Source organism: Dehalococcoidia bacterium, assembly GCA_030648205.1.
In the GTDB taxonomy this organism is placed as follows: domain Bacteria; phylum Chloroflexota; class Dehalococcoidia; order JAUSIH01; family JAUSIH01; genus JAUSIH01.
This window is the reverse complement of sequence record JAUSIH010000003.1, coordinates 29,043-50,063: the sequence shown is the minus strand read 5'-3', so window position 1 is coordinate 50,063 and position 21,021 is coordinate 29,043. Positions and strand designations below refer to the sequence as shown.

Annotated in this window: 21 protein-coding genes; 10 read left to right on the top strand and 11 right to left on the bottom strand. The window is 65.3% G+C overall.

The genetic code is table 11. The features are described from left to right. Positions 1-291 precede the first annotated feature (291 nt). From Q7T26_00580 to priA, 5 genes are all read left to right on the top strand, one after another. Positions 292-1,029 (top strand): enoyl-CoA hydratase/isomerase family protein, encoded by a 738-nt coding sequence (locus tag Q7T26_00580; GenBank protein MDO8530656.1) that lies wholly within the window; start codon positions 292-294, stop codon positions 1,027-1,029. Between the two features lie 93 nt (positions 1,030-1,122). Continuing rightward, positions 1,123-1,995 carry a tRNA pseudouridine(55) synthase TruB gene (gene truB / locus Q7T26_00575; GenBank protein ID MDO8530655.1) on the top strand — a complete coding sequence of 291 codons (873 nt, stop codon included), beginning with the start codon at positions 1,123-1,125 and terminating at the stop codon, positions 1,993-1,995. A 163-nt stretch (positions 1,996-2,158) separates the two neighbouring features. Next, the gene (locus tag Q7T26_00570; GenBank protein ID MDO8530654.1) at positions 2,159-2,299 is read left to right on the top strand and encodes a DUF5679 domain-containing protein; all 141 of its coding nucleotides are present in this window, start codon (positions 2,159-2,161) and stop codon (positions 2,297-2,299) included. A gap of 370 nt (positions 2,300-2,669) precedes the next feature. Further along, positions 2,670-3,143, top strand: coding sequence for a 50S ribosomal protein L19 (gene rplS, locus Q7T26_00565; protein ID MDO8530653.1), 474 nt, complete (start codon positions 2,670-2,672; stop codon positions 3,141-3,143). Between the two features lie 84 nt (positions 3,144-3,227). Continuing rightward, positions 3,228-5,804 carry a primosomal protein N' gene (priA, locus tag Q7T26_00560; protein MDO8530652.1) on the top strand — a complete coding sequence of 859 codons (2,577 nt, stop codon included), beginning with the start codon at positions 3,228-3,230 and terminating at the stop codon, positions 5,802-5,804. A 229-nt stretch (positions 5,805-6,033) separates the two neighbouring features. Here priA and Q7T26_00555 read toward each other — a convergent pair whose 3' ends face one another. The 5 genes from Q7T26_00555 to def all read right to left on the bottom strand — a co-directional run bounded on the left by Q7T26_00555 (position 6,034) and on the right by def (position 11,346). Then, positions 6,034-6,597: a prepilin-type N-terminal cleavage/methylation domain-containing protein gene (locus tag Q7T26_00555; GenBank protein ID MDO8530651.1), complete on the bottom strand. Its 564-nt coding sequence runs from the start codon at positions 6,595-6,597 to the stop codon at positions 6,034-6,036. Between the two features lie 281 nt (positions 6,598-6,878). After that, positions 6,879-7,844: a protein translocase subunit SecF gene (gene secF / locus Q7T26_00550; protein MDO8530650.1), complete on the bottom strand. Its 966-nt coding sequence runs from the start codon at positions 7,842-7,844 to the stop codon at positions 6,879-6,881. Between the two features lie 22 nt (positions 7,845-7,866). Beyond that, complete coding sequence (gene secD, locus Q7T26_00545) at positions 7,867-9,189, bottom strand: protein translocase subunit SecD (protein ID MDO8530649.1); 1,323 nt, start codon at positions 9,187-9,189, stop codon at positions 7,867-7,869. A gap of 54 nt (positions 9,190-9,243) precedes the next feature. Beyond that, complete coding sequence (locus Q7T26_00540) at positions 9,244-10,806, bottom strand: HD domain-containing protein (protein MDO8530648.1); 1,563 nt, start codon at positions 10,804-10,806, stop codon at positions 9,244-9,246. 9 nt (positions 10,807-10,815) lie between these two features. Beyond that, positions 10,816-11,346, bottom strand: a complete 531-nt coding sequence (def, locus tag Q7T26_00535; protein ID MDO8530647.1) for a peptide deformylase — start codon at positions 11,344-11,346, stop codon at positions 10,816-10,818. Between the two features lie 244 nt (positions 11,347-11,590). Between def and Q7T26_00530 the strand changes: the two genes are divergently transcribed. The 3 genes from Q7T26_00530 to Q7T26_00520 all read left to right on the top strand — a co-directional run bounded on the left by Q7T26_00530 (position 11,591) and on the right by Q7T26_00520 (position 13,857). After that, positions 11,591-12,097, top strand: a complete 507-nt coding sequence (locus tag Q7T26_00530) for a hypothetical protein (protein ID MDO8530646.1) — start codon at positions 11,591-11,593, stop codon at positions 12,095-12,097. Positions 12,098-12,211: 114 nt separating this feature from the next. Next, positions 12,212-12,703, top strand: coding sequence for a 5-(carboxyamino)imidazole ribonucleotide mutase (purE, locus tag Q7T26_00525; GenBank protein MDO8530645.1), 492 nt, complete (start codon positions 12,212-12,214; stop codon positions 12,701-12,703). A 209-nt stretch (positions 12,704-12,912) separates the two neighbouring features. Beyond that, positions 12,913-13,857 carry a TerC family protein gene (locus Q7T26_00520; GenBank protein MDO8530644.1) on the top strand — a complete coding sequence of 315 codons (945 nt, stop codon included), beginning with the start codon at positions 12,913-12,915 and terminating at the stop codon, positions 13,855-13,857. A gap of 79 nt (positions 13,858-13,936) precedes the next feature. Here Q7T26_00520 and Q7T26_00515 read toward each other — a convergent pair whose 3' ends face one another. From Q7T26_00515 to Q7T26_00490, 6 genes are all read right to left on the bottom strand, one after another. After that, positions 13,937-14,296 (bottom strand): cupin domain-containing protein, encoded by a 360-nt coding sequence (locus tag Q7T26_00515; protein MDO8530643.1) that lies wholly within the window; start codon positions 14,294-14,296, stop codon positions 13,937-13,939. A 250-nt stretch (positions 14,297-14,546) separates the two neighbouring features. After that, a complete protein-coding gene (locus Q7T26_00510; GenBank protein MDO8530642.1) occupies positions 14,547-15,971 on the bottom strand; it encodes a CoA-binding protein in 1,425 nt (474 codons plus the stop codon). Further along, entirely contained in the window at positions 15,968-16,675 is a 708-nt protein-coding gene (locus Q7T26_00505; GenBank protein MDO8530641.1) for an acetate--CoA ligase family protein, read from the bottom strand. The genes Q7T26_00510 and Q7T26_00505 overlap by 4 nt, the downstream gene beginning before the upstream one ends. Positions 16,676-16,782: 107 nt before the next feature. After that, positions 16,783-17,676 (bottom strand): ABC transporter permease, encoded by an 894-nt coding sequence (locus tag Q7T26_00500; GenBank protein ID MDO8530640.1) that lies wholly within the window; start codon positions 17,674-17,676, stop codon positions 16,783-16,785. 3 nt (positions 17,677-17,679) lie between these two features. Continuing rightward, the gene (locus Q7T26_00495) at positions 17,680-18,642 is read right to left on the bottom strand and encodes an ABC transporter permease (GenBank protein MDO8530639.1); all 963 of its coding nucleotides are present in this window, start codon (positions 18,640-18,642) and stop codon (positions 17,680-17,682) included. Positions 18,643-18,651: 9 nt separating this feature from the next. Then, positions 18,652-18,816: a hypothetical protein gene (locus Q7T26_00490; protein ID MDO8530638.1), complete on the bottom strand. Its 165-nt coding sequence runs from the start codon at positions 18,814-18,816 to the stop codon at positions 18,652-18,654. A gap of 287 nt (positions 18,817-19,103) precedes the next feature. Between Q7T26_00490 and Q7T26_00485 the strand changes: the two genes are divergently transcribed. Both Q7T26_00485 and Q7T26_00480 read left to right on the top strand, forming a co-directional pair. Next, positions 19,104-19,805: a hypothetical protein gene (locus tag Q7T26_00485; protein ID MDO8530637.1), complete on the top strand. Its 702-nt coding sequence runs from the start codon at positions 19,104-19,106 to the stop codon at positions 19,803-19,805. A 70-nt stretch (positions 19,806-19,875) separates the two neighbouring features. Then, the gene (locus Q7T26_00480; GenBank protein ID MDO8530636.1) at positions 19,876-21,021 is read left to right on the top strand and encodes an alpha-hydroxy acid oxidase; all 1,146 of its coding nucleotides are present in this window, start codon (positions 19,876-19,878) and stop codon (positions 21,019-21,021) included.

The following is a 21,021-nucleotide window of genomic DNA, read 5'->3' as shown; positions in this document are numbered from 1 at the left end:
GTGTATCAGTTTGCCGTGGTAGGGAATGGGACTCTACCCGTCACACCGGCGAAGGCCGGTGTCCAGAGACGTGCGTGGGGGAGACGCTCTGATGGATTCCGGCTTTCGCCGGAATGACGACGACCTAACTGATACACTACCTGTTGCTGGCGAGGTCTTTCACTAGTGTTCCGTCCCTGAAATGCGTGGCATAAGTCCACTGGGGTGTCCCCAGATTCTCCTTTCATTCCCCTTCCTCCTTGCGCCTCGTTGTACAATAAGGCACCCGTATTCCCCTGAAGGAGGTCTCTTATGCAGCCCGCCAGCGCCGTCCTCGTGGAGAAGTCCAACGGCCTCGCCGTCGTCACCTTCAATCGGCCTGAGAAGCGCAATTCCATGAGCATCGAGTTGCTCACCGACTTCTTGAGCGCCTTGGCGGAGCTTAAGGAGGACGACTCCACGCACGTCATCATTCTCACGGGCAAGGGGCCTGCCTTTTGCGCCGGCGCCGACCTGTCGGCTTTGAAGGGCGTGCAGGACGAAGCCGAGCGGCAGCGCGTCTTCGCCCGAAGCCACAAGCTGCGCGGACGCCTGAGCCACCGCACGTATCGGGCCGTGGAGGGGATGCAGCAGATCACCATCGCCGCCGTCAGCGGGCCCTGCGTGGGTGGCGGGTGGGCCATTGCCAACTCGTGCGACTTCCGCATCGTGGCGGAGGATGCGCGGTTCTGGTTCCCGGAGGTGGACCTGGGTTCGCCCGTGGGGGCCTCGCCCGCGGCGCGGCTCGTGCGCATGATCGGTCTGGAAAAGGCCAAGGAGATGGTGCTGACCTGCCGCCGCTACACCGCGCGCGAGATCTTTGACATGGGCATGGTCTTCAAGGTGACGCCGAAGGACAAGCTCATGGAGGAGGCGCACGCGCTGGCCCGGACCCTGCTGTCCAAGAGGCCCGCCGCTCTCTCCCTGGCCAAGGTCATCCTCAACAACGCAGCCGGGTACCGGAACCTGGAAGCGATTGTCATGGACGCTGACCACTTCCTGGGCGAATAGCTCTGCCCGCGCGTCACCCCGCCACCCCCGAAGCGGGTGCTCTTTACGGGGTTCAGGCGCTGCTCGTTATCCTACGCATTGCGAGACCCTTGTATGGACGGCATCCTCAATATCCTCAAGCCCGCCGGTATGACCTCCTTCGACGTGGTGCATCGCGTCCGCCGCCTCTCAGGTGAGCGCCGCGTGGGCCACGGCGGAACTCTGGACCCGATGGCCACGGGGGTGTTGCCTCTTGGTCTCGGCCAGGGTGTGCGCGTCCTGGAGTTCCTGGAGAGCGTCACCAAGGTGTACCGCGCCGTTGTGCGCCTGGGCGCCGCCACGGACACGGACGACGCCGAAGGTCGGGTGCTGGCGGAGCGCCCCGTTCCCGACGTCTCCCGCGAGGCCCTGGAGGCCGCTCTCGACCGTTTCCGTGGCCGCATCCAGCAGGTGCCGCCGCGTTACAGCGCCCTGAAGCGGGGCGGCACGCCTCTGTACAAGATGGCCCGCGCGGGCATAGAGGTGACCGTGGACGCCCGGACGGTGACTGTTCTGCGCCTGGACCTCCTGGCTGTGGACCTGCCTCTGCTCACCTTGGAAGTGGAATGCGGCAAGGGCACGTATATCCGCGCCATTGCCCGCGACCTGGGCGATGACCTGGGCTGCGGCGCGCACCTCCAGGCGCTTGAACGCAAGCGCGTCGGCCCATTTGCTCTGGAACAAGGGTTTGGCCTCGTCTATGCCGAGGACGCCCTGCGCGAGGGTCGCGGGGAGGAGATGCTTGAGCCTATTGATGTCGTCCTGACGCACCTGGCCGCGGCGATTCTCGGGGAGGAGAAGGCGCGGGCGGTGCGTAATGGTCAATCGGTAGCCTTCCCCGCCGACGGGACCGAGCAGTGCAGGGCCTATTCCTGGGACGGCGAGCTTGTGGCAATATTGCGCCCCATTGGGCAGCTTTGGCAGCCTTACAAGGTGTTCACTAGCTAGGGACGCTTCGCAAGCAGCCATGTGTATGAATCGCATGCAAAGGGCTTCGTTTCGCGCCGGATTGCGTCCGAATCGTGTTATATCACATTTGACAGAGCTATCTGGCAGCTATAACGTTAGGGTATAGCTACAGCTTGGCAGCGAAAGGGGGTGAAAATACAACATGCAGGCTTATTGTTTCAAGTGCCGCGCGAAGGTAGACATTAAGAACGCCAAGACCGTCACCCTGAAGAACGGTCGGCCGGCCACGCAGGGCGCGTGTCCGAAGTGCGGGACCAAGGTTTTCCGCATCGGCAAGGGTTAGGCTCCGGGTGCAAGGCGGGCGTGTAGAAAGCGGCTTCCCGGACTGCAGGGTTCACTGGCGTGACGGCGGCCCGCCGCGTATGGCCCACGCGGTGTGTTCTGGTGTCGTTTCGCCAGCGTAACGGGGCTTTTCATCTTGTCGCGGGTCAGAGACCTGCCGTACGTTCGGGGACAGCTTCTCCGCTCGCTTTGCTATTTCTTCCGCCCCTCTTTTGCCACTTGTGGCGCATACACGGCCCGTGATGCCTTAAGAGAACGCCACCCCGAGTTGACCCCGTCCCTCTCTCGCATGCAGTGAACGCGTATACCGACTTGACGTATCTCGTACGTTCGTGTAGAATGGCGCCTGTGCTTTTGGAGGATGAGGAGCTATGGTGAACCTGCGTGATTTAATACCGGCCAGGAAGAGCGTCCAGTTGCCCAGCTTCCGGTCCGGTGACACTATCAAAGTCAACGTCCTTGTCAAGGAAGGCGACCGCGAGCGCACCCAGGCGTTTCAGGGCGTCGTCATCAAGGTCGTCGGCGGGACGACGCCGGGGGCCATGTTCACGGTCCGGCGCATCAGCCACGGCGTCGGGGTCGAGCGGACATTTTTTGTGCGCTCTCCCCTGATCGAGAGCGTAGAGCTGGTGCGCAACGGCAACGTGCGGCGCGCCCGGCTGTTCTACCTGCGCAGCCTGTCGGGGAAGGCGGCCCGCATCAAGGAAAAGGCGCGGAAGATGGGGGCCCTGGCCGAGGCTATCGTCGTAGAGCCAGAGCCGCCTATCGAGCCGGCGCCAGCCCCCGCAGCGGAGGCGCCCGCCACGCCTGCTCCCGCTCCAACGGACGCTGGCGAAAAGAAGTAACCCGGCAGCAAGGCTCTTTGCGGATGCCGCCCCACACGGGGCGGCATTGTTTTTGCTCCGATAGATCGGAGCGGGCGAGGCGAGATGAGCGCCCGGTATGCGGATGTTGCGGTCAATGCGCCCGTGGGGCCTCGTCGCCTTTTCAGCTATGCTGTCCCCGATGGCATGGCCGTCCAGCCCGGACAGGCCGTCCGCGTCCCGTTCGGCCCCCGGACCGTCCAGGGCATCGTCTTCGACCTGCCGGACGTGCCCGAGGTGTCCAAGGTGCGGCCCATCGAGGCCGTCATCGACCCCGGCCCTCTGCTGACTCCCGCGCAGCTCCAACTGGCCCGATGGGTGGCGGAGTACTACCGTGCCTCCTACTTCGACGCCGCCGCGCTGTGGGCGCATCTCGGCTTCCGGCAGCGGGCGCGGCCCGTCCTCACACCCTCGCCGACGGCTTCCCCGGACATGCCCGCAGACCTGACGGAGAGAGGGGCCGCCGTCCTGAGGCTTGTGCGACAGCGGGGACGCGCGGGCATGAGCGATGTGGAGGAGAGCGTCGGCAAACGGGCGGCGGCAGCGGTTGTCCGCGTCCTGTTGGACAGGGAGCTTGTCGAGAGGCGCTGGGAGTGGGAACGCCCGTCCGCGGGCCCGCGGGTTGCACGCCTCGTACGGCTGGTGGTGACACCTCAACAGGCGTTAGAAGCTGCCGCTAATCTGCGCGCCTTGCCAGTAGCGCGTCTGAAAAAAATGAAGCAGCTAGGCTTCTTCAGTGAGCGTCAGTTGAATGTGGAAAGCGCGCGTGATCTGCGAGTCAATCCCGGCGTGCGTCAAGCTGTCATATTGGAGACGCTGGCTCTGGGTGAAGACAGGCAATTTCTTGAGGACGTGTGCCAAAGTTTAGGTGTGGGATCGGATGACGTTGTTGCCCTTGCTCAACAGGGTCTCATCGCGCTGGAGACGCGGCGCGTCGTCCGCGACCCGCTGGCTGGCCAGAGCTTTGTTCCACGGCCCGCGCCGCCGTTGACTCCGGCGCAGGCCCATGCCTTTGGCGAGGTGGAGCAGGCGCTGGAGGCAGCCGCCTCGACTTCACCGCGGGGCGACCGCATGCCCGCCGCCTTTCTGCTGCACGGCGTCACGGGCAGCGGCAAAACGGAGGTGTACCTCCGCGCGCTGGAGAAGGCGGTTGCCCTCGGCAAGAAGGGTATCGTCCTTGTGCCGGAGATCGCGCTCACGCCCCAGACTGTCCAGCGCTTCGCGGAGCGCTTTCCCAACCGTGTCGCCGTGCTGCACAGCGCCCTGTCCCCCGGCGAGCAGTACGACGAGTGGTGGCGCATCCACGACGGCGCCTTCGACGTGGTCATCGGCTCCCGCGGCGCCATCTTCGCGCCGCAGCCGGACCTGGGGCTGATTGTGGTGGACGAAGAGCACGAGTGGACGTACAAGCAGCACGACGCCACGCCCCACTACCACGCCCGCGACGTGGCGCTGGAGCTGGCCCGGCGCACCGGCGCTGTGCTGGTCATGGGCTCGGCCACGCCCGACGTGGCTTCCTATTACAGGGCGCGGCGGGGCGAGTACCGGCTGCTGGAACTGCCGGAGCGCGTCATTGTGGAAGAGGAAGCGGACCGGCCCGTGGTGCGGCTGGAACCTCGCCTGCCGCAGGCGGAAGTGGTGGACCTCCGCGATGAGCTTCGGGCGGGCAACCGGAGCATGTTCAGCCGCACGCTGGCGGAGGGCGTCCGCGCGGCCCTAGCGGCGAAGGAGCAGGTCATCCTGTTCCTGAATCGGCGTGGGGCCTCCACCTTTGTCCAGTGTCGGGACTGCGGGTTCGTACTCCGCTGCCGCCGGTGCGACATAGCGCTGACGTACCACACCCAGGGGGAGCGGATGGTCTGCCATCAGTGCAACGACCGCCGGCCTGTCCCTCAGCTCTGCCCACAGTGCGGGGGCAGGCGCATCAGATACCTGGGTGCGGGCACGCAGAAGGTTGCGGAGGAGGCCGCGTCCGCTTTCCCCGGCGCGCGTTTGCTGCGCTGGGACAGGGACGTCACGGCGGGCCGCCGCACCCATGAGGTCATCCTGCGTAGCTTCCTTGCCCACGAGGCGGACATCCTGGTGGGCACCCAGATGATCGCCAAGGGGCTGCATATACCACTGGTTACCCTCGTGGGCGTCGTCTGCGCGGACATCGGCCTGTACACGCCGGACTATCGGGCGGGGGAGCGCACCTTTCAGGTGCTGTCCCAGGTGGCGGGCCGGGCGGGCCGCGGGCCGCGCGGCGGGAAGGTCGTGTTCCAGACGTACAGCCCTCAGAATTACGCCATCCAGGCGGCGGCGCGACAGGACTACGTCAAGTTCTACGAGCAGGAGATAGCGAGCAGGCGCGCTCTGGGCTATCCACCGTACAGTCGCCTGGCGCTGCTCCGGTATGCGCACACCAATAACGACGTGGCGCGGGAAGAAGCCGCGCGCCTCGCGCAGAACATCCGGAGGGAGCGCGACGCACGGGGCATGGTGCTGGACGCGCTGGGGCCGGCGCCGGGCTTTCCGCAGCGCCTGCGGGGCCGCTACAGGTGGCAAATCGTGCTGCGGGGCGCGGACCCCGCCGCGCTGCTGGACGCCGTGCCATTGCCGCCTGGCTGGGACGTGGACGTGGACCCCGCGGTGCTGCTCTAATGGCCTATCCGAGAGCTGCTCCTGATTCAGTTTCACCTTCACCCTTCGACAAGTTCAGGGTGAGCGGTCTTCAGTTCCCGTTCATGATGAGCCAGTCGAACCATGAACGGGGTTATCGGACAGATTCCGGAACGGACGCCGCGCGGGGGTCGCCGCCTGACTTCTCTGAAACCGGTTGCTGAAGTCTTTTTGAGCGGAGTCCAGAGGGGTGAGGGTGGTGCGACAGCTTCTAGTAGGCGTTATCGTCAATGAGCGCGTGCGCCACGGCGTTCTGGTCAAGCACCCAGACGCTGATGGTGGCGGCGACGCCGCCCGTTGCCGTGGCGCCGCCGGCGAAGACCACTCTGCCGTTGCTGAACTTCGCCGGGTCAAACCGGTCGGACGCATGCTTGGGGGCGTTCTTGAGGTACCCGGTCAAGAACCGCACCGTCTGGTTCGTGTCTGCTACAACGTAGCCGGCGAAGAAGTCCAACGGTTTGACGTAAAGAGTGGTCGTCCTGCCGTTAGGCAGCTTGAAGTTATAGACCACCGCCTGGAACGACGACGGTGTTGGCGGACTATCTCCCCACGCGGGGTAGCGCAGGCCGTTCTCTCTGTTGAGGGGCGCCTCGCCCGTAAAGCTGCTCACCGCCCGCGTGATGAGCGCCTCGTCATTGGTGCGACCGGTGTCGCGAGCTGCCAAGATGCGCCCTGATATGGCGGGGAGCATGATGGCGTTGAGGACGACCAGGATGGAGAAGACGATCATCGCCTCCAGGAGGGTGATGCCTCTCTGGTCCCTATGTAGCACCATACGCGCGCCCCTCTGCTCTCCCTCCCTTTCAGCGTAGCGCTCAAGGGTCGGGGCGTCAATGGAGCGGCCTCCACCGCCGTAGCCGCGGCCACTTCCGGTGGCGACAAGAGAGGGCAGCCTATCTGGTGGGCTGCCCTCTCTCAATGACCAGGCTCCATTCGCCTACTTCTTCTTCGGGTTGTGCTTGGCGCATGTGGCGCACATGACCTTCACCTCCTTAGTCAGCTACTTGTAGCCAGAGACTGTCTGAGGGTGAACGCCTCGCGAATGTTCAGGGCTTCCTAGGCCGCCTGCTTCTGGGCCGACCCGCCGCGCAGACGCCGGAAGAAGGCGGGAATCTCGCCCTTCTCCCAGATGACCATGATCTGGCTGGCGATGAAGATCGAGCTGTACGTGCCCACCGTCACGCCTACCAGCAGGATGAGCATGAAGTCGCGCAGGGTTGACCCGCCGAAGAGCAGCAGCGCGGACACGGTGAACAGCAGCGTCATGCTGGTGCTGATGGAGCGCGCCATCGTCTCCAGCACGCTGTAGTTGACCACCTGCTCGAAGTCCTTACTGATGCCTTTGGTCAGGTTCTCGCGTATCCGGTCGAAGACCACGATGGTGTCATGGATGCTGAAGCCCACCACTGTGAGCAGCGCGACGATGAAGATGCTGTTCACCTCGGAGCCGATGGTCTTGCCGAAGATGGAGTACACCCCCAGCGACACCAGTACGTCGTGGAGAAGAGCGACCAGCGCGCACACCCCGTAGCGGAACCCGCGACCCGCCTTGCGGAAGGCGTACCAGATGTAAATCATGATGCCCACGCAAGCGGCCAGCACGGCCAGTATGGCGTTCCGTACCGACTCCGCCGACACCACGGGCGAGACGGACGAGAACTCGGGTGTGCCTTCAATGGCGCCGAGCTTCTTCAGACCTGCTACGAGGTTGTCCTTTTCGCCCGGATCCACGACATTGCCCTGCGCGTCCCGCGTGGCGTCCTTGAGATGTCGCGTCTGGATGAAGTACGCCTTGCCGCCCAGCCTCGATATGATAGCGTCGGTCTGGCCCAGGCTGGTCAGGGTGTCGCGGACTCGCGCCTGGTCCACCTGCTCCTGGAAGCGCACGGTCAGCGTTGACCCGCCCGTGAAATCAATGCCCACCCGGAAGGACGGAGGGATGGCGATGGAGACGAGGCCTACGAGGATGATGATGGCCGAGACGGTCAGGTATATATACCGCTTTCCGACGATGTCCAGCAAGGTGTCTGTTCTCCTTCCTTCTTTAGGCGCGGCTGAAGAGGGCGGCGGCCCGCATCAGAGCCGTCCGGGCAATGGCCCGCATGAAGACACGGGTGATGAAGACCGCGCTGAACATGCTCACGGAGACGCCGATGAACAGGGTCAGGGCGAAGCCCTTGACCACGGGCGCCCCCAGCTTGTCGCCGAACCAGTAGAGGATGCCGCAGGTGATCATGGTGGACAGGTTGCTGTCCCGTATGGAGGGCCACGCCCGGGAGAACCCTGCCTCAATGGCCGCGGCCAGCGTCCGGCCCGCGCGCAGTTCCTCCTTCATCCTCTCGAAGATGAGGATGTTGGCGTCCACCGCCATGCCTATGGACAGAATGAACGCCGCGATGCCCGTGAGGGTCAGCGTCACGGGGAACAGCTTGAACAGAGCCATGTTCAGTAACGTGTAGATGACCAGGGCCATGCCGGCCAAGAACCCCGGCACGCGATAGTAAATAAGCATGAACAGCAGCACCAGCCCCAGGCCAATGTATCCCGCCACCAGGCTGCGCTGCAGAGAGTCGGCGCCCAGGGTGGCGTCCATGTCCTGCTCCTGGATAACCTTGACGGGGACGGGCAGCGCGCCCGCGTTGAGCTGAATAGAGAGGAGACGCGCTTCATCCAGGGCCATGCCCTCAATGACGCCCTTGTCGCGGATGACCGCCCGCACCGTGGGCGACGAGATGCGCTGGTTGTCCAGGAAGATGCCCAGGGGCTTGCCCACCAGCCGGGCGGTGATCTGCTCAAACAGCTTCGCCCCGTCGTCGTTCCACTCAAAGTGAACCAGCGGCAGGCCCGTCTGAGGGTCCAGGGAAATCTGTGAGTTTGGCTTCAGGAACCGGCCCGTGAGGGCGACCTGCTCGCCTTTGATCTCGGCCTTGGCGGGCGCCCAGTCCGTCTTGCCGTCCGCAGTCACCTGCTCTTTGAACTCCAGTTGGGCCGTCTTGCCGATGAGGTTCTTGGCCTCGTCAATGTTCTTGATGCCGGGAAGCTCGACCAGCACCCGGTCGTCGCCCATCTGTTGCACGATGGGTTCGGTGACCCCGTACGCGTTCACGCGCTGCTCAATGATGTTCACTACGCCGTGCATCTGCTCGGGGGTGATAGGTGGCGCTCCGGGCTGGCGCACGGCCTCATAGACGAGGTGTGTCCCGCCCCGCAGGTCCAGGCCCAGCACCATGCCCAGGGGGCTTCCGGTGCCGCCGCGGCGCAGCCCCAGCACGTCAATGCGCAAGGGGTCGGTGAAGACCACCGCGAGGGCCAGGATGGTCAGGATGATGATTCCAAAGAGGACTTGGCTATTCCGGCGTAACAGCACGGTCTGCTCCTTCAGGCAACCTGGAGGCTCATGGCCTCCGATAGTGCCCTCCTATTATGGCATGCGGCGCGACTTTTGCAACTGCGGCAGGAGCCGCCGCGCCAGGTCCAGGGCGGCATACCTGTCCGCTATCTCTCCGACAGCCTCCGCCTCCCGAAGCGCGTCCAATAGCTGGCCCACCACGGGCCCGGGCGGCAGGCCCAGCGCCTCCATGAGCGCCTTGCCGTCCACCAGCCGTGGCGCCGCCGGTGGCGTTCGTGCCTTCTGCTGCTCCCGCCACTCCAGCGCGTACGCGATGCGCTGGCAGTAGCTTTCCCAGCTTTGCGTATCAAGGGTGGGCCCGCGGGCCGCCAGGAAGTCGGCGGCGTTCAGGTAGAGCGTGTCCATGGCGGCGTCGGCGGCGTCGCGGAAGTAGCGATAGAGGGCGCGGCGGGTGGGCATGTCATCCGTGTCCCCGCTCATGGCGGCGGGACGCAGGTGGTGCTCCACCATGAGCGTCAGCAGCCTGACGCCCCGGCTGCCCATGCGCATCCGCTCCGCTATCCTCTGGACGCGCTCGGCGCCCAGGACATGGTGGCCCAGGAAGCGGATGCGCCCGTCGGTGTCCACCGTCCGGGTCTCGGGCTTGGCCACGTCGTGCAGCAGCGCGGCCAGCTTCAGCAGCGTCGCGCGCGAGTGGCCGTCGCTGACCTCCTCCTGGAAGTGCGCGGCTATGTCCGCGGCCCACGGCATGCGCCCGGCGGGAGCATAGGCGTCCGACCTCTGGCGCAGCACGCTCTCGACGGCGGCCACCGCTTCGATGCTGTGGTTGAAGACGTCCCAGTGGTGCTCCTTGGGCTGGGAGCAGCCGCGTCCCGCGCCGAGCTCCGGCAGCAGGACGTCCAGGATGCCCAGGCTGTCCATGAGGCGGAGGTGCCGGTCGGCGAAGGGGAGGGCCAGTGTGCGCAGGAACTCGTCCCGGGCGCGCTCCGGCGTCGCCCGCGCCAGGAGCGGAGCGTCCCGGCGCGCCAGCGCTTCCGTTCCCGGGTCCATGCGGAAGTCCAGCCCCGCCATGAAGCGCACCCCGCGGAGCAGGCGCACCGGGTCGTCCGAGAAGGTGTGGTCCGAGACGGCGCGCAGAACGCGCGCCTCAATGTCCGCGCGCCCTTCGCAGGTGTCCACGAGCGCGGCGGAGATATCGCCGTCCAGCGCGTCGAGCGGCGCGGCCAGGGCGTTGGCGGTGAAGTCGCGGCGGGCCAGGTCGGCGCGGAGGGCCTGCGCCAGGCTGGCCGCGGGGCCGCCTTGCAGACGGGAGATGTCCAGATAGAAGCGGGCGCCGGATTCCAGAGTAAGCACCACGCGCCCGACGTTGTTCTCCGCGTCCATCAGCACCCATGCGCCGCCCAGGCCGTCGGCGAGGCGTCGGCTGAGGTCGAGCGCGTCGCCGTCCACGGCGATGTCCACATCGTGGGTGGGCCGTCCCAGGAGAAGGTCGCGCACGAATCCGCCGACCAGGTAGGCGGACACGCCGTTGTCGGAGAAGAACCGCCGGACGCGGGACAGGAGGGAGCGCAATTCTGGGTCAGGCCCGGGACGCTGGTGGTCTGGCGCGTCCTTCCGCGGAAGGATGGGGGGCATGGTCGTCATCTACGCCGGGGGAGCCTGGGCGGAAGCGCTGGCGAGCTCCTCGGCCTCTGCCTCCTCCTGCCCGGGCTGCACACGGTAGAGCTTGCTGGGGTCTTCTATCCGGTCTATGTAGAGGACGCCGTTGAGGTGGTCGGTCTCGTGCTGGAAGGCCTGCGCGAAGTAGCCCTCCGCCGTATAGCGCACCGACTTGCCGTAGCGGTCCACGCCCTCGATGGTGGCCTTGAGGTACCGCTTCAGCTCGCCGCGATAGCCGGGCACACTGAGGCAGCCCTCCTCCGCCGCGTCCTCGTTCTCGGTGGCCGTCAGCTTGGGGTTGATGATGGCGACGGGGCCTTCGTCAGGTATGTCCACGATCATGAGCCGCACGGGCGCGCCCACCTGGTTGGCCGCCAGTCCCACGCCGCCAGCCGCCCGCATGGTGTCAATCATGTCGTCAATGAGCTTCTGAATGGACTCGTTTATGTTCCTGATGCGCTTCGCCTTCTGGCGGAGCACCGGGTCAGGTATGGTCCGGATGGGCAAGACCGCCATGATCGTCCTCCCCTTGTCCTGTCTGGCGGGCGCAGCCGTCGCCGTGCCCTCAGACAGGTTCCATGATACCGCGACCGTCGGTGATTTGCCAGCGTGTCGTACTCTGTGACAACGCCTGCCAGCTTCCGGGCCGCGTCCTGGCTGGCGTCCGCGGGTTGTAAGGCGCACGGAGAGGCACTACACTAGCGTCGGCCCAGCCCCGCAAGGCGGGGGCGCCAGACCGCCGTGGCGAGGTACGAGGACGATGGAACGCATCACGGTCTTCATGGTCAAGACCAGCCTGGTGTATTTCGCCACGGGGTTTCTGCTGGGCGCGGCCATGCTCATCACCAAGGGATTGGGCTACATCTGGCTGACCGCGGTCTTCATGCCCACGCACTCGCACCTTCTCCTGGTGGGATGGCTATTGCAGTTCGTCATGGGCATCGCCTACTGGATTCTGCCGCGTCGGCGGACGGCGGCGCAGCCGCTGGGCTACAGCGGCAGGATGGCCTTCGCCGTGTACGGGATGCTCAACGTCGGACTCATCCTGCGGGTCGTCTTCGAGCCGATGCAGATTGCGTTGCCGGAGACCTCCCCGGTGGACGGAGTGCTCCTGGCGGTGTCCGGCGCGCTACAGGGCGTGGCGGGTCTCCTGTGGATGTACCAGATGTGGCAGCGGGCGCGGCCTTTCACCGAGGTGCGCGCGCGGGCGGAGGCGATGATGGCGCAGGGGGAGACGCCGGATACGACACGGGGGCAGGACTCATAGCGCTTTCCAATCGGCGCGGCGCGGGCCCGTTGGCCTGCACGCTGCGCCACACGGTATAATGCGAAGCGTCGCAGCACGTCCACCAGCTACGGGACGAACACAGGGGGGAAAGCAATGCAGCCACTCGTTGCCGTCATCATGGGGTCGAAGTCGGACTGGGAGACCATGACGCACGCCGCGCAGACGCTCGACAAGCTGGGGGTCCCGTACGAGGTGCGCGTGCTCTCGGCGCACCGCACTCCCGACGAGCTTGCCGCCTACGCGGAGTCGGCGGAAACGCGCGGGCTGGAGGTCATCATCGCGGGAGCGGGTGGCGCGGCGGCGCTGCCCGGAGCTATCGCCGCGAAGACCGCGTTGCCTGTCCTTGGCGTGCCCATGGAGTCGCAATCGCTGAAGGGGATGGACTCGCTGCTCTCGATGGTGCAGATGCCCGCGGGCATTCCGGTGGGCACGCTCGCCATCGGCAAGGCGGGCGCCATCAACGCGGCGCTGCTCGCCTCGGCCATCCTCGCGAACAAGCACGCGGACGTCCGCCGCGCGCTGCGCGACTACCGCAAGGCGCAATCGCAGGCGGTGTTGGACAACCCCGACCCGTGGGCGAAGTAGCGCGCCTTGCGTGTTCAGGTGGTTTCTGCTATCCTGTTCCTAGTTGAAGGGGAGTAGCGGCTGCCAGGGGGCAGAGGACGACGCCGTCAGCACGCTCGAGAGAGCCGGTGTCATCCACGAAACAGCGAGACCTTCACCAAATGGCCCGAGGGCCTGCGGTGAAGGTTTTTTGTTACTCACCGCGGGCCAGGCCATACAAGGGAGGAGCAATGGCTGACCAGTTGTGGCTGTGGCTCGGCTTCGGCGCGTTTGTCTTTGGCCTGCTGGCGCTGGACCTGGGCGTCTTTCACCGCAAGGCGCATGTGGTGGGGTTCCGCGAGGCGTCCATCTGGACGGGTGTGTGGATAGGGCTGGCGCTGGCGTTCAACGCGTGGGTGTACCTCGCGCGCGGGCCGGAGCAGGGGCTTCAGTTCCTCACGGCCTACCTCATCGAGAAGTCCCTGAGCGTGGACAACATCTTCGTCTTCCTGGCCATCTTCACCTACTTCCACGTCCCGCGCGAGTACCAGCACAAGGTCCTTTTCTGGGGCATCCTGGGCGCGCTTATCATGCGCGCGGTGTTCATCGCCGTGGGCATCACGTTGCTGGAGCGGTTCCACTGGACGATGTACATTTTCGGCGCGTTCCTCGTCTTCACCGGCGTGAAGCTGGCGCTGCAAAAGAAGGAGATGGACGTCCACCCGGAGCGGAACCCCGTCCTGCGGCTTTTCCGAAAAATGGTCCCCGTGACCGAGAACTACGAGGGCGACAGGTTCTTCCTGAAGCGGGCCGGGCGGCTGTTCGCCACGCCGCTCTTCGTGGCGCTGCTCATGGTGGAGATGACCGACGTGGTCTTTGCCGTGGACTCCATCCCCGCCGTGCTGGCCATCACGACCGACCCGTTCATCGTTTACACGTCGAACGTGTTCGCCATCCTGGGCCTGCGGGCGCTGTACTTCGCGCTGGCGGGCATCATGCCAATGTTCCGCCACCTGCACTTCGGCCTGGCGGTGGTGCTCGCGTTCATCGGTGGGAAGATGCTGGCGCAGGAGGCGTTCGACTTCAAGATGCCAATGGCGCTATCGCTGGGCGTCGTGGCGGGCGTGCTGGCGCTGTCGGTGCTGGTGTCGGTCATCTGGCCGCAGGCGGCGAAAGGCGCGCCCGCGGAGCTATGAGGGCGTGCGCGTACAAGGAGGGAGAGGCGCGTCAGAAGGATCTGATGGCCTCCCCGCGTTCGGCCTCCGCTTGCTGTGGTTAGTCTTCGAGTTGGACGAGCTTGTTGCCCGGCTTGGTGAGCGTGATGTGGGAGAACGCGGACTCCGGGCCTGCGCCGTGCCAGTGCTTCTCGCCCGCGGTGACCAGAATGATGTCGCCCACGTTCACCTTGCGCTTCTCTTGATCGGTGACGACGTAGCCCGTCCCTTCCGTGACCAACAGCACCTGGTCGCTGCTGTGGGTGTGGAACTTGTTTCGTATCCCCTTGCCGAAGTTTATGATGGCGATGCTGAAGTCGGTGCTCTCCGGCACCAGGGTCTGCCGTGTCACGTCCGTGCCCGTCATGAGCGGCACGACGAACGCCTCTTTCTTGACAGCACTCATCTTCTGGACTTTCATTGGTACCTCCCTTTCTAGCTAGTGTCCCGTCCCGTTATCCATTTGGACGATTCCAGCGCCTTGCCGCTTGGGGTTCACGCCATTGCTTATGACGGATACCTCATCCCCTGTGTCCCCTTCCCCTGCAGGGGAAGGGGAGAAACGATGGGAATCTGGGAGGACACCTCCCAGACCCTCCGGCGGGGCTGCGCCTCTGCACTTTCGCGGACATTCGCCACGCTTGCCCACAACGGGGTATTGCAGCTAGCGTCTACGCCTCGCGGGCGTGGGCGCGGTAGTAGTCCACCAGCCGCCGGTATGCGTTGGCGCTGCGCTGGAAGCTGGGGTATGTGGCGATGCCCCGCTCCTGTAGCTTCTCCCGTATCTCCAGGGCCTCGGCTTCCCACTTGCCGGGAAAGAGGGTGATGAAGAAGGGCTTCGGCGACTCCTCCTTGTAGCGCACCAGGTAGTTAAGCAGCCCCTCCGCGAAGGCCGGGTCGCGCCGCCAGCGCCGCTGCATCGCGCCCACGCCGAACTCCATGCTGACCGCGTCAATGTTCTCGTCGGCCTGCAGGATGCCGAGGAGCCGCTGGGCCAGGTCCGTGGAGTTGAAGTTCCAGCTTACGTCGAGCGGGTTGCGATAGCTGCCGCCGATGACGTTGAAGAAGCTCGCGAGCTCGGCGTAGGAGCGCTCGGTAAGCGCCGGCACGCGCAGCCCGACCCGCGCGAAGGCGTCCGCGGTGACCACTGCCTGCCCGCCGCTCATGGAGATGAGTCCGACGCGGTCGCCCGTGGACGGCTTGATGAAGACCATCGCCTTCAGGTAGTCCAGCACGTCGTCGAGCGTGTCCGCGCGGATGGCCCCGCACTGGCGCGCGACGGCGTCCCAGATAGCCATCGAGCTGGCGAGCGAGCCGGTGTGGGAGCGCGCGGCGCGGGCGCCGTCCTCCGTCTGGCCGCCGCGCCAGATGATGACCGGCTTGCGCGGCGCAACCTGCCGCAGCGTGCGGAAGAAGCGCCGCCCGTCGCGCACGCCTTCGATGTACATGGCGATGGCCCGCGTCTCCTCGTCCTGTCCCAGGTACTCCAGGAAGTCGGCGGCCTCCAGGACGGCGGCGTTGCCGAAGCTGACGGACTTGCTGGTGCGCAGACCGTTAGCGCGGGCGCCGGTCGTGATGAATGTGGCCTGCCCGCCGCTCTGCGCGATGACGCCCACGGGGCCGGTCTCGCCGTAGTACTGGTCCACGCCGTGCCGGATGCCGAGCTTGGGCCGGAAGATGCCCATGCAGTTGGGGTCGATGAGGGGCAGACCGGCGGCGTTGGCCCGTTCCGCTATCTGCTGCTGCATGCGCTTGCCCTCTTCGTCCGTCTCCGCGAAGCCGGACGTGAACGCGGTGACGCCGCCCACCTCCTTGCGGATGCAGTCCTCCAGCACGCGCGGGAGCACCTTGCGCGGCACGGCGCACACGACGAAGTCCACCGGCTCCGGTATGTCCATCAGGCTCTTGACGTTGGTCACGCCCATCTCGACGATGCCGGGCATCTCGTTCTCGTCTATCTGCACGGAATAGAGCTTGCCGGTGAAGTGCGCCAGCGACTTGAGCCACGAGTAGCCGTTGGCCTTCTTGTCGCCGATGACCGCTATCACCTTCGGGTTGAAGACGCGGTCGAGCTTGTGGGTGAGGTCGGGTATCACGACGGCGTCTCCCCCTCCAGCACGACGCGCGCGTCCACGGCCACGGCGCCGTCCTTGTAGGCGAGGATGGGGTTCAGGTCAAGCTCCTTGATTTCCGGGTGGCGCTCGGCCAGCTCCGACACCTTGAGCAGGATGTCCTCTAGGGCGGCGATGTCCACGGCCTCCTGGCCGCGGATGCCCTGGAGCACCGGGAAGCCCTTGATCTCGCGGATCATCTCGCGGGCGTCGCGCCGCAGCAGTGGGACGATGCGGAAGCTGACGTCCTTGAGGACTTCGACGAAGATGCCGCCGAGCCCGAACATGACCACCGGCCCGAACTGGGCGTCCTTCGACAGGCCGACGATGACCTCCACGCCGGGGCGCGCCATCTTCTGCACCGCCACGCCGTGGACGCGGGCGTTCGGCTGGCGGGCCTGCACCGCCTTCATGATGTCGTCGAACGCCTTTGCGGTCTGCTTCTCCGTGCGCAGCCCCAGCTTCACGCCGCCGATGTCGCTTTTGTGCGCGATGTCCGGCGACACGACTTTGAGCGCGACGGGATATCCTATCTCCTTTGCGATTGCCGCGGCCTCCTCGCGGGTGCGGGCAAGGCGCGTGTCCACCACGGGCACGCCCGCCTCCTTGAGAAGGGCCTTGGACTCCACCTCCGTGAGCAGGGTACGCTTCTCGCTGCGCGCGGCGGCGAGCACGCTGGCCTGGGACATGGTGTATGCCTCACTTTCGTGCCGATGCGCTGCGTGCGAGGACAGCGCACGCGGCTTGGGGTGTCAAACGCGGAATCGGTCTGACGCGAGGACGCTCGCCGTGGCGACTACAGCTTCCGCATGCGGGGGTCGAGCACGTCGCGCAGGGTGTCGCCCAACAGGTTGAATCCGAAGACGGCCAGGGTCATGGCCAGACCGGGGAAGATGCCCAGCCACGGGGCTTTCTCCGCGTACTCCAGCCCCGCGCCGGCGAGCATGGCGCCCCACGACGGGGTGGGCGGTGGCGTGCCCATCCCCAGGAAGCTCAACGACCCTTCCGTCAGGATGGCCTGGCCCAGGGCCGCCGTCGAAATGACGATGAACGGCGCCATGCAGTTGGGCAGCATGTGCAAGGTCAGGATACGCCAGTGGGAGCAACCCACGGCGCGCGCCGCCTCAATGAATTGGTTCGCACGGATGATCAGTGCAGATGACCGCATGATCCGGGCAGTCCTGGGCACCTGGACGATGGCGATAGCCAGGACGACGTTGTCCACGGAGGCCCCGAGGGCCGCCATGATGGCCAGCGCCAGCACCAGCGCGGGCAGGGACATGAACGTGTCCATGACCCGCTGGATGGCCATATCGGCGCGCCCTCCGAAGTAGCCGCTGATAACACCGAAGAAGGTGCCTCCCACCTGGCCGATCGCAACCGACAGGACGGCCACGTAGAGGGAGATCCGAGCGCCGTAGATGACGCGGCTCAGGACGTCCCGCCCGAACTCGTCGGAGCCGAGCAGGAACTGGGCGCCGGGCGACGCGAACAGCCTGTCATAGTTGATTTTGTAGGGGTTCTGGGGCGCGAGAACGGGGGCCGTGACCGCCGTCACCAGCATCACCAGCGCGATGACGCCACCGACCGCTCCAATGGGGCTGGCGTGGGCGAACCTCCGCAGGTAAGCGAACACACGCGCGACGCTGTTGGGGGCTGGGGCAGCAATAAGAGGCGTCTCGCGCTGCATGGCCTAGCCCTGAAAGCTGATACGCGGGTCCAGCCACGCGTAGACGAGGTCCACGAACAGGTTCGAGACGAGGATGACGACCGCGAACAGCATGACAATGGCCTGGACCATGGGATAATCGCGGAAGGTGATGGACTCCACCAGCGTGCGGCCCAGTCCAGGGATGACGAAGATCGTCTCCATGATGACAGTGCCGCCGAGAAGGAAGGCGAACTGAAGGCCCATCAGGGTGATGACGGGAATGAGGGCGTTCTTCAGCGCGTGCCGGTAGATGACAAACCGCTCGCGCAGCCCCTTGGACCAGGCGGTGCGAATGTAGTCCTGCCGCATCACCTCCAGCATCTGCGACCGCGTCATGCGGCTGACCACGGCCACGAAATGGTAGCCCAGGGCCAGGGCGGGCCAGATGACCTGCTGGATATTGGTCGCGGGGTCATCAATCAGACTGGCGAAGCCAAGGGGCGGTATCCAGTTGAAGAAGCGCACCATGGCCAGGATCATCAGGGTGCCAATCCAGAAGGTGGGCGCCGCCAGCCCTGCGATGCTGATGATCCGCATGACATAGTCCAGCCACGTGTCCTGTCGTATGGCGGAGATGACGCCCAGAGGGAGGGAGACGATGGTGGCGATGACAGCCGTCAGGACCGCCAGCTCAAGGGTGATGGGAAAGCGGCGCCGGATCTCGTCCAGCACCGGCTGATCTGTCTTGAGAGAGCGTCCCGCGTCCAGCGTGGCGAGGCCCCATATCCAGCGCGCGTACTGCTCGTAAACGGGACGGTCGGTGCCCAGCTTGTGCCGGAGCGTCCGCAGTTGCTCCTGCGTGACGGAGCCTTCGCCGGAGCTGCCGGCCAGGATCATCAGGGCCACGTCGCCGGGGAGGACGCGCATCAACGCGAAGATGAGCAGGGATACCCCCAGCAGGACGGGGATGAACATCACCAGCCGGCGCGCCAGGTACTGCGGCACGAGTCCCCCTTATCTTTCCAGCTTGAGGTCGGCGTAAGGCCCGGGGCCGGGGATGAAGTCCCTCTGGTCAAGGGTCATCGCCCGCTGGCCGATGTACGTCATGCGCATGCGGCCTGTGCGGACGGAGCCGCGGCCGCTGCGCGCGTCCTTCCCCGGAAGGATGGCCTGGGACATGGCGTAGCCTCACTTTCGTGGCGATGCGCTGCTTGCGAGGATAGCGCACGCGGCAGGGGGTGTCAAACGCGGACACGGCCTGCGTCTGGTCGTGGTGGACGGGCGACGCTCTCGCTGCGCTTGACACGCCGGACGGCTGGTGTATATTGGCGGCGTACGGAAGGACGAGCGGGACAGTCGCAGGGCGCTCCGAAATGGGAGCGCCGAAGTTAGCTAGCAAAAACCCGCCAGGATGGGGCGCTCTCTAAGGACTACCATCTAATACAATGTTCTCGAATGTTAAGAGTGTGGAGCAACTAGATGGTGGAATAAACAGTCTTCAAGGAAAGTTCTCGGAAAGGGTTAACATGTTTTGCGTCAAGTGCTTAACACCACTACCTGATTCGGCGAATTACTGCCTAAATTGCGGCGAGCATACGAAGGCCGGTGGTGCTCAGGAGTTGGGCAGATGGAAGTACCAAGAATTCTCAGCCAAGCTGGACGGGAGAGAATACGAGGCAACGGGGGTGCCAATAGATGGTAGCATCCCTTGGCCGGATGCGATGTCTTCCATTGGGCATGCGGTTCAAAAACTCGTCAATCGGGTTGGATCAGATGGATGGCAGCCTGTTGAACCGATAGAGGTGGATCGGCTATGGCGATCCAAGCGAATCTCTGGCACAAGCCGCGATGGGAGCTTGCTCGCGTGGAATCCCAAAATCTATTGGAGACCTCATGAAGTTCGAATCAATTTTCGACGCTGGGTGAGTGGCGGCGCAACCGTCGAGGTGGTAAGTATTCCTTATTATGGCTATATTCGGCATCCAGTGTCCGGCAAGCAATACGCCATTACTCGTGATGGGAACGGCCCGATTCTCCGTGCTGCCGGCCCCCTTGAAGACTCCAAGACAGGCGGCCCCGCTGCCGAGTTACTGGCTACTTGGAAGGGCGACACGACCGCCCTCGGCCTTTGGCTCCAGCGGGAGATCGATCGCGGACGTCAACGATGACGCTAAAATAGCTGAGGCCGCACCCTGTATAATGGGCGCGCCAGCGCATACTACGCGATAGGAGACGACCATGCAGTCCGACCTCATCAGCCTATCCGACTTTGAAGCAAAGGCGAGGCGGGCGTTGCCGCAGGGCATCTGGGACTTCATCGCGGGCGGCGCGCAGGACGAGGTCACGCTCCGCCTGAACAAAGAGGCCTTCCAGCGCATCCCGCTGCGGCCACGGCGTCCGGTGGACATCACGAAGCGCGACCTGTCCGTCACGGTCCTGGGCCAGAAGCTCAGCTTTCCCGTCATGGTCGCGCCGATGGGCGTCCACAAGATGGCGCACCTGGACGGCGAGCTGGCGTCGGCGAAGGCGGCGGGCGCCGCGGGGACGCTGATGGCCCTCGCCACCGGCTCAACGTACAGCATCGAAGACGTGGCGAAGGTCGCCACGGGGCCTCTGTGGTTCCAGCTCTACTTCAACGGACGAGAGATAAGCGAGTTCCTGATCAGGCGCGCGGAGGCGGCGGGCTACACCGCCGTCATCGTCACCGTGGACGTCCCCCTCCACTCTCCGAAGGAGCGCGACGTCCGCAACAAGTTCATCAGCCCTCCCGGAATCGAGCGCGCGAACTTCGCCAGCCTTCCGAAAGGCTTGACCCTCTCGACAGCACCGTCATCATGGAGGCGATCTTCGTCATCCCAGAGCACCGCGCAGTCCGGCCAGTGGTCGGCGCCGCCCGTCACCGTCGCCACATGGGCCGACATTGACTGGCTGCGCTCGATGACGAAGCTCCCCGTCCTGCTGAAGGGCATCATGACGGCGGAGGACGCGAAGCTGTGCGTGGAGCACGGCGTGAGCGGCGTCATCGTCTCTAACCACGGCGGGCGGCAGCTCGACTGCCAGTCGGCCACCATCGAGGTGCTGCCGGAGGTCGTGCAGGCCGTCGGCGGCAAGGCGGAGGTCTATCTGGACAGCGGCATCCGGCGCGGGAGTGACGTGCTGAAGGCGCTGGCGCTCGGCGCGCGGGCGGTGTTCACCGGCCAGCCCATCTTCTGGGGCCTGGCCGTGGACGGAGAGGCCGGCGCGCGGCAGGTGCTGGAGATACTGCGCACGGAGCTTGACCTTGCGATGGCCTTCTGCGGCAGGCCGACCATCGCGAGCATTGACCGGAGCGTGGTGGAGAAGCCGAAGGAAAAACGGGGGTCTGGGGGTGTCCCCCAGATATAA